At 55.8% G+C, this 7,108-nt stretch carries 7 protein-coding genes; 1 reads left to right on the forward strand and 6 read right to left on the reverse strand.

From position 1 onward, the window contains the following. The 4 genes from H7A81_RS24260 to trxC form a co-directional block, all read right to left on the reverse strand. Nucleotides 1-1,348 (reverse strand): acetate--CoA ligase family protein (locus tag H7A81_RS24260; protein WP_182058974.1); only part of this gene is annotated, 1,348 nt, incomplete at its 3' end. Between the two features lie 43 nt (nucleotides 1,349-1,391). Then, nucleotides 1,392-2,162 (reverse strand): YaeF family permuted papain-like enzyme, encoded by a 771-nt coding sequence (locus tag H7A81_RS24265; protein ID WP_182058975.1) that lies wholly within the window; start codon nucleotides 2,160-2,162, stop codon nucleotides 1,392-1,394. 85 nt (nucleotides 2,163-2,247) lie between these two features. Then, complete coding sequence (locus H7A81_RS24270; RefSeq protein ID WP_166936773.1) at nucleotides 2,248-2,940, reverse strand: tRNA-uridine aminocarboxypropyltransferase; 693 nt, start codon at nucleotides 2,938-2,940, stop codon at nucleotides 2,248-2,250. A gap of 77 nt (nucleotides 2,941-3,017) precedes the next feature. Beyond that, nucleotides 3,018-3,437: a thioredoxin TrxC gene (gene trxC / locus H7A81_RS24275; protein ID WP_034825465.1), complete on the reverse strand. Its 420-nt coding sequence runs from the start codon at nucleotides 3,435-3,437 to the stop codon at nucleotides 3,018-3,020. Between the two features lie 156 nt (nucleotides 3,438-3,593). Between trxC and H7A81_RS24280 the strand changes: the two genes are divergently transcribed. Next, a complete protein-coding gene (locus H7A81_RS24280; protein WP_182058976.1) occupies nucleotides 3,594-4,709 on the forward strand; it encodes a tRNA/rRNA methyltransferase in 1,116 nt (371 codons plus the stop codon). A gap of 39 nt (nucleotides 4,710-4,748) precedes the next feature. Here the strand turns inward: H7A81_RS24280 and emrB are convergent, their stop codons facing one another. Then, nucleotides 4,749-6,287, reverse strand: a complete 1,539-nt coding sequence (gene emrB, locus H7A81_RS24285; RefSeq protein ID WP_141399025.1) for a multidrug efflux MFS transporter permease subunit EmrB — start codon at nucleotides 6,285-6,287, stop codon at nucleotides 4,749-4,751. Between the two features lie 14 nt (nucleotides 6,288-6,301). Continuing rightward, nucleotides 6,302-7,108: HlyD family secretion protein (locus tag H7A81_RS24290; RefSeq protein WP_182058977.1), on the reverse strand; the 807-nt coding region annotated here is incomplete at its 5' end.

The following is a 7,108-nucleotide window of genomic DNA, read 5'->3' on the forward strand; positions in this document are numbered from 1 at the left end:
CGCATTTGCTTCTGTTACGGCGATATTCGACCTGGTGCATGAAAGCGGTCACCGTGCCTTCCGGTGTGCGCCAGGTGGGGATTCCGGCCTGAGTGAAAGCACGACGAGCGGCTTGTGACGAGTATTCGCCACACCAGTTAGTGAGAAGTGTCACCTGTTTGCCACGCGGATGTTTTGCCACTGCCGCAATAATTTGCTCGGCCGTTTCGGTGGCGGGAGACACGGCGCTCGGGGCATGGATAATCATTAATGCATCGAGTTCATGGCTATCCAGTAGTTGTTCTATGCAGGCAACATAGCGCGCTGGGGTGGCATCGTCCTTGAGATCCAGCGGATTACCGCGCCCAACGCCCTCAGGCAACAACGTGGTCAAGGCTTGTAAAGTCTCATCACTCAGCGTAGCCAGTTTGCCATTACGCGCGTACAGCTCATCCAGTGCTAAGGCAGCGGGGGCTGCGCCATTGCTGATGATCATCAATCTATCCCCTCGCAATGGACGCATATGGCTCAGCGATTCCACCGCTGAAAACAGTTCATGCGTGTCCTGCACCCGCAGCAAACCGGCACGCTGAATCGCCGCATCCCATGCTGCATCCAGCCCGCTGAGTGTGCCAATCATCGCCTGTGCCTGATGGCTGCGACCGCTTTTGATCACCAGAATCGGTTTATTGCGTGAGGCGCTACGAGAGGCCGAAACAAAGCGGCGCGCATCACTGAGATGCTCCAGATAGAGCAGAATAGCGCTGGTTTTACCGTCACGCGCCAGGAAATCCAGCAAATCATCAACATCAATATCCAGACTGTCGCCCAAAGCGATAAACCAGGAGAAGCCGAGATTGCGCTGCTGAGCCCAATCAAGAATGGTGTTGGATACCGCAGCGGATTGAGAAATAAAGGCAATGCGTCCTTTTGCGATCGGCACCGGCGAGAAGCTGGCGTTTAATCCTTGCCACGGGGCCAGCAATCCCAGACTGTTCGGGCCGAGCAGGCGAATTTGCCACTGGCTGGCGCAGGCTTTCAACTCTTCAAGCTGACTGGCGGGCGAGGAGAGAATGATGCAGGCTTTGCAGCCTTTTTCACCCAGCTGCTGCAGCAGCTCCAGATTGCGTTTGGCATGAGTACAGATAATGGCGAGATCGGGTGCGAACGGCAGGCTGGCAATATCCGGCCAGGCCAGCACACCGCTCACGGCTTTATACTTCGGCGTGACCGGCAGCACCGGACCGCTAAATCCGCCAGCCAGCAAATTACGCATCATAAAGTAGCCGGCGCGCCCCGGTGTAACTGACGCACCAATCACCGCGATTGATTTAGGTCGTAACAGTGCTTCCAGTCCGCGTTGGCTCATCATCCGCTCCCGACATCAAGATTGGCATGATTGTAAACGCTTTTTACTCTGCTTGCCGACTCGCCGATCGCAGGCTGAGGATCTCTTTAAGGTTCCAGCGCTTTAAATGGCCGATGTACTGCATATTCTGCTCGCTATGCCACGCTGAGACATCTCCATCACGCAGATGCATGAGATCAGCCGGACTGACCCAGCTCGCTTGTCCCTGAAGTAGCTCGACGCCTGCATGGCGATATCCTGCGATGACGAATTCGGAGCAGAAGAAGCGATTGGCTTGAGGATCGTCAACGTCGGCGAGTTGCACGCGCGCTAATGCAGTGAGACAGGCACTGCGTAGATTTTCATGCATCAGCGGCAGCTCGCAGACGCGGCGCGAAACCATAAACGGCATGAACATCACGATACCTTTGAAATTGTATTTTTTGCCTTGTTGCTGGTGGGCAAATTCGCGCAACAGCGAGCTTTGGTCTTGAGTGAGGCTGGGCACGCGTAGCACCAACAAATTATTACTCTCCTCAATAGCCTGTTGCAGCGGAATGATTTTGACACCACTGCCCACGGCTTCCGCCACTTGCCGATCACCCAGGTAGATTGCGGCATGGCTGACACCGCTGAAGCTAATCAGGCGAATGCCCCAGGATTGCGGCGAGGTGGCGGAGGAGAGCAGCAAATCACCGGGCTGCAATTCAGCAACACTAATGATGCCACCTGGGCGTGTGCTAACGGATTGTAACTGCAGTGGGTAAGGGCGGTCAGTTTGCGGTGCCGTGCTGCAGCCCGCTATCAGCAGCACAACAAGCCACCAGACTTTCATAGCGCATCATCCTTATGTTGGGAGCCAACTCCATGGCGATGTGCGACTATAAATCAAACGGACGAGTTAAAAAATCAGGCGATCCTTACAGCATGCTTTCCTGGTAGTGCACAGGATGATGCGGCTTGCCTGCCAAATAAGCGTGGCGGAAATGCTCAAAATGCTGCTTTAACGCGCTTGCTGCCTCAACATCGCCAGCCTGTTCCAGCAGCGCGGCGGCCACTTCAGCGGTACAGTGCTGGCCCTCGCCGTGCGCTTCCCGCAGCGTGTAGCGCGACGGTGTGGAAACGTTGAGTGACATCACCGGGAACGCATCCAGCCAGGGGCTTTTGCGGAACATTTTGCGGGCTTCGGTCCAGGTGCCATCCAGCATAATAAATAGCGGTGGTTTGCCGGTGAGCGGAGGTGTGGTGAGGACTTCCCTGCCTGCATCGGCATACGAGCCCGGAAACACTACCAGTGGCTGATAATCGGTGGTTTGCACTGCTGCGAGCATCGCTTCATCAGGTTCGGTGCGTGACCAGCCAAACGCCAGCGTATCAGGCAGGATATCGGCAATCAGGCGTCCGGTATTGCTCGGCTTCATCGGCTCGGTATCGAACATCACCAGGCAAAAACGGCTGCGTGCTAGCTGCGGTTGCAGCGTGGCACACAGGCAATTTTTTTGCGGCAACAGACAACGCTGGCAACGCAACACGCGATTGCCACGGGCAAGAAACGGGCGCGTAGCGCGTGCTAAACGTTGCGCACGTAAGCGCAGAACGGCATTTTCAGACATAGAATCGCAGGCAGGAAAAAACGCCAGTTTAAATGAAGGCTAACGGCAAGGCCAGCACAGGGGCTGGCCTGAGGTGCTTAAAGTGATTCGTCGAGCCACTCATTAAACGGCGCTTTGGGCATTGCCCCGTTTAACATGTCGACCATCTCACCTTTTTTGAACACCATAATGGTCGGGATACTGCGGATGCGGAAGCGTGAGCTGAGTGCCGGTTCGGCTTCCGTGTTCACTTTCACAAAGCGCACTTTACCGCGGCGTTCGTCAGCGACATCCTTAAAAACAGGCGCGAAGTTCACGCACGGACCGCACCACGGCGCCCAAAAGTCGACCACCACGGGCAAATCGTCCTGCAAATATTTATCCAGCGTGGCTGCCGTGGCATTCACGACTTCACCATTGAACAGCTCGTCGCCACAGCGACCACACTTGGCGCCATCGGCAATACGTTCCTCGGGAACGCGGTTAGTTGCCTGACAGGAGGCACATACAGTATTCATCGTCACCTCAAACCGGACCTGTAAATGTTATGATTGCCGAACATTATGAAAAGGTTGAGTGCTATGCTCAATCTGGATTGCCCAATAGGTTCAATAGTTGATAGCTAAGCTCCAGCACATCAGGTAATCTTCGCGCTCTCAATGCAGGAGGAACAAATGAACGACGAATTTAAAGGCAAAAGCGGCAAGGTAAAAGTGATGTATGTACGTGATGAGGATGCAGGCCAAAAGCCAAATCCCCGTACCGGCAAAGGCGGCCGTCCTGCTGCGCGCCAGGAAGATAATCGTCGTTCTGGTCCTCGTACTGCACGTAATAATGAAGAAGGTGGTCGCAGCAGTGCAGGTGGACGCGGAACGCCCGCGCGTGATGCACGCAATGCTGAACGCGGTCGCAGCTTCGGTCGTCGCGATGATCGTGATGACAATCGCAGCTTTGGTGATTCACCGTGGCGCACCGTTTCACGCCCACCGGTAGCGGACGATAGCCAGATTGATGAGGCAGCGAGCAATAAGCCGGTGATCGATCCCGAGCAGATTCGCCGTCAGCGTCAGGAAGAGACGCGCGTTTACGGCGAAAATGCCTGCCAGGCGCTGTTTGCCAGCCGCCCAGAGAGCATTGTACGTGCCTGGTTTATCCAGAGCGTCACCCCGCGCTTCCGCGAAACGCTGCGTTGGTTAGCGGCCAACCGTAAAGCCTACCACGTGGTGGATGATGCCGAGCTGACTAAGGCTTCAGGCACCGAACACCACGGCGGCGTGTGCTTCATCATCAAGAAACGTATGGGCATGGAAGTCTCTGAGTGGCTGAAAAAAGCGGATACCAGGGATTGCGTGCTGGCGCTGGAAGATGTCAGCAACCCGCACAATCTCGGTGGCATCATGCGTAGCTGCGCACACTTCGGTGTGAAAGGTTTGCTGGTTAACGATGCTTCCCTGCTGGAATCAGGTGCGGCAGTACGTACTGCCGAAGGTGGCGCAGAACATGTGCAGGCGATCAGCGGTGAAAGTTTTGCCAGCGGTCTGGAAGCCTTCCGCAAAGCGGGTTACACCATCGTGACGACTTCAAGCCATGAAGGCACGCCGCTGGCGAAAGCTGAGCTGCCAGCCAAAATGGTGTTGGTACTGGGTCAGGAGCGTGAAGGTCTGTCCGACAGCGCTTTCCAGCAGGGCGATATCAGCCTGTCGATTGGCGGTACCGGCAACGTTGAGAGTCTTAACGTCTCCGTGGCGACTGGCATTCTGCTCGCCGAATGGTGGCGCCAGAACGCATAAATGAAAACGGGCCGAAAGGCCCGTTTTTGTTTCTACTGTTTAGTGCGCGCCACCACCACCGCCGCCCGCGCCAAATGGCGGACGTGCAAACCACACCAGAACCAGCAAGATCAAAAACACTCCCGCCGATGCCCAGAAGATCTCGTTCGCCGAGATAATCAGGCCCTGATTGGTAATTTGCTGTGCAATGTAGGCTGAAGCTTGCTGCTGCGTCATGCCCATGCTTTGCAGTTGGTCATACATCTGCTGCGAATTCGGGTTGAATGGATTCACCGATTCAGACAGATAGCTGTGGTGCATCGATTCGCGATCCGTCCACATGGTGGTGGTGATCGACGTACCGATTGAACCGGCCAGCGTACGCACAAAGTTCGACAGGCTCGATGCTGCTGCCATACGCTCTGGCGGCAACCCTGACAGCGTAATGGTGGTCAGTGGCATAAAGAAGCACGCCACGGCAAAGCCCTGAATAAACTGCGGCCATGCCGACGCACCAAAATCCATCCCCGGCTCAAACGTATACGCACGCCAGTAGAAGCACACCGCGTACATAATAAAGCTAAAGGTCACCAATCGCCGCATATCCAGCTTGTGGGCAAAGCGACCAATGATCGGCGACAGGATCACCGGAATGATGCCGACCGGCGCTGACGCCAAACCTGCCCAGGTGGCGGTGTAGCCGTATACCTCCTGCAGCAACTGGGGCAGCAACACGATCGAGCCGAAGTAAAGCATGTAAGCCAGGCTGATCGACAAACAGCCGATGGTGAAGTTGCGCTTTTTAAACAGCGACAAATCGACAATCGGATGGTCGTCCGTTAGCTCCCACACCAACAGCACTGCCAGCGCCACCACGGCGACTACCGTGAGTACGATGATTTCCGTGGAGCCAAACCAGTCGAGTTCTTTACCCCGGTCGAGCATCACCTGCAGCGAACCAATCCCCACGACCAACAGCACCAGACCGACGATATCAATCGGGCGGATCTCGGTTTTGGTTTCGCGTCCTCGCAGGGTTTGCAGAGTCAGCGCGACGACGACCACACCAATCGGGACGTTGATAAAGAAGATCCAACCCCAGTGGTAGTTATCACTGATCCAGCCGCCGAGAATCGGGCCGCAGATCGGAGCTACGATCACCGTCATCGCCCACAGCGAGAGCGCCACGCTGCGCTTGGCCGGCGGGTAGTTGTTCAGTAGCAAACTTTGCGACAGCGGAATCAATGGACCGGCAACCACACCCTGAATGATACGGAAGAAGATCAGCATCTCCAGACTTTCTGACATGCCGCAGGCCCATGAGGCCAGCACAAACAGAATGGTCGACCAGGTAAACAGCTTCACTTCACCGATACGTTTGGCTAACCAACCGGTAATCGGTATCGAGATGGCGTTTGCCACCCCGAATGAGGTAATCACCCAGGTGCCCTGTGAGTTCGAGGCACCAAGGTTACCGGCGATCGTTGGGATCGCCACGTTAGCAATGGTGGAGTCGAGAACCTGCATAAACGTCGCCAATGATAAGGCGATGGTCATCAGGACTAACGGCGCACCTTCAAGCGGTTTTTGTGCCATCACAGCCTCCCGCGGAATTAATCGGCGTTGGCACGGACGATATCAGTAATCAGCTTGTTAACCGGCGCGAGGTCGATTGCCAATGCGTTACTTTCATACGCCGCTTGTGGACGCACGCTACTGGCCAGTGTGGCCCCGTCTTTGTTCTGGGTATCCACTTTGACTAAGGTGGAGAGACCAATACGCAGCGGGTGTTCGGCCACCTGTTGCGGGTCCAGCTCAATACGCACCGGTAAACGCTGAACCACTTTGATCCAGTTACCTGTCGCATTCTGCGCCGGCAGCAGAGAGAAGGCGCTGCCGGTGCCCATATCCAGACCGACAACTTTGCCGTGATACTCCACGTCATCACCGTAAATATCGCTAATCACAGTAGCGGGCTGACCGATGCGCACACCGGAAAGCTGCGTTTCTTTGAAGTTGGCATCAATCCACAAATTCGTGGCAGGCACTACCGCCAGCAGCGGCGTGCTGGTGGAGATCTGCGAACCGACCTGAACACTACGACGCGAAATATAGCCATCCATTGGACTACGGATATCGGTACGCTGCAGCGCCAGCCAGGCATCACGCAGTTCAGCCGCGCTTTGTTTGACGGCGGGTTGCTGTTCCAGATCGGTGTTCAGGATCATCGCCTGGTTCGCGTTGTACTGCTGCACGGCGACATCAAGTTGCGCTTTCGCCGTGGCCACGGCATCACGTGAGTGCTGCAGTTCTTCACGACCAATCAGGTTTGATGCACCCAGCGGCTCACGACGTTTCAGATCGGCTTCAGCCTGATCCAGCGCGGTCTGTTGCAGCAGATCGGACAGGCACACCTCTGC

This window comes from Pantoea sp. ME81 (assembly GCF_903970985.1).
In the GTDB taxonomy this organism is placed as follows: domain Bacteria; phylum Pseudomonadota; class Gammaproteobacteria; order Enterobacterales; family Enterobacteriaceae; genus Pantoea; species Pantoea communis.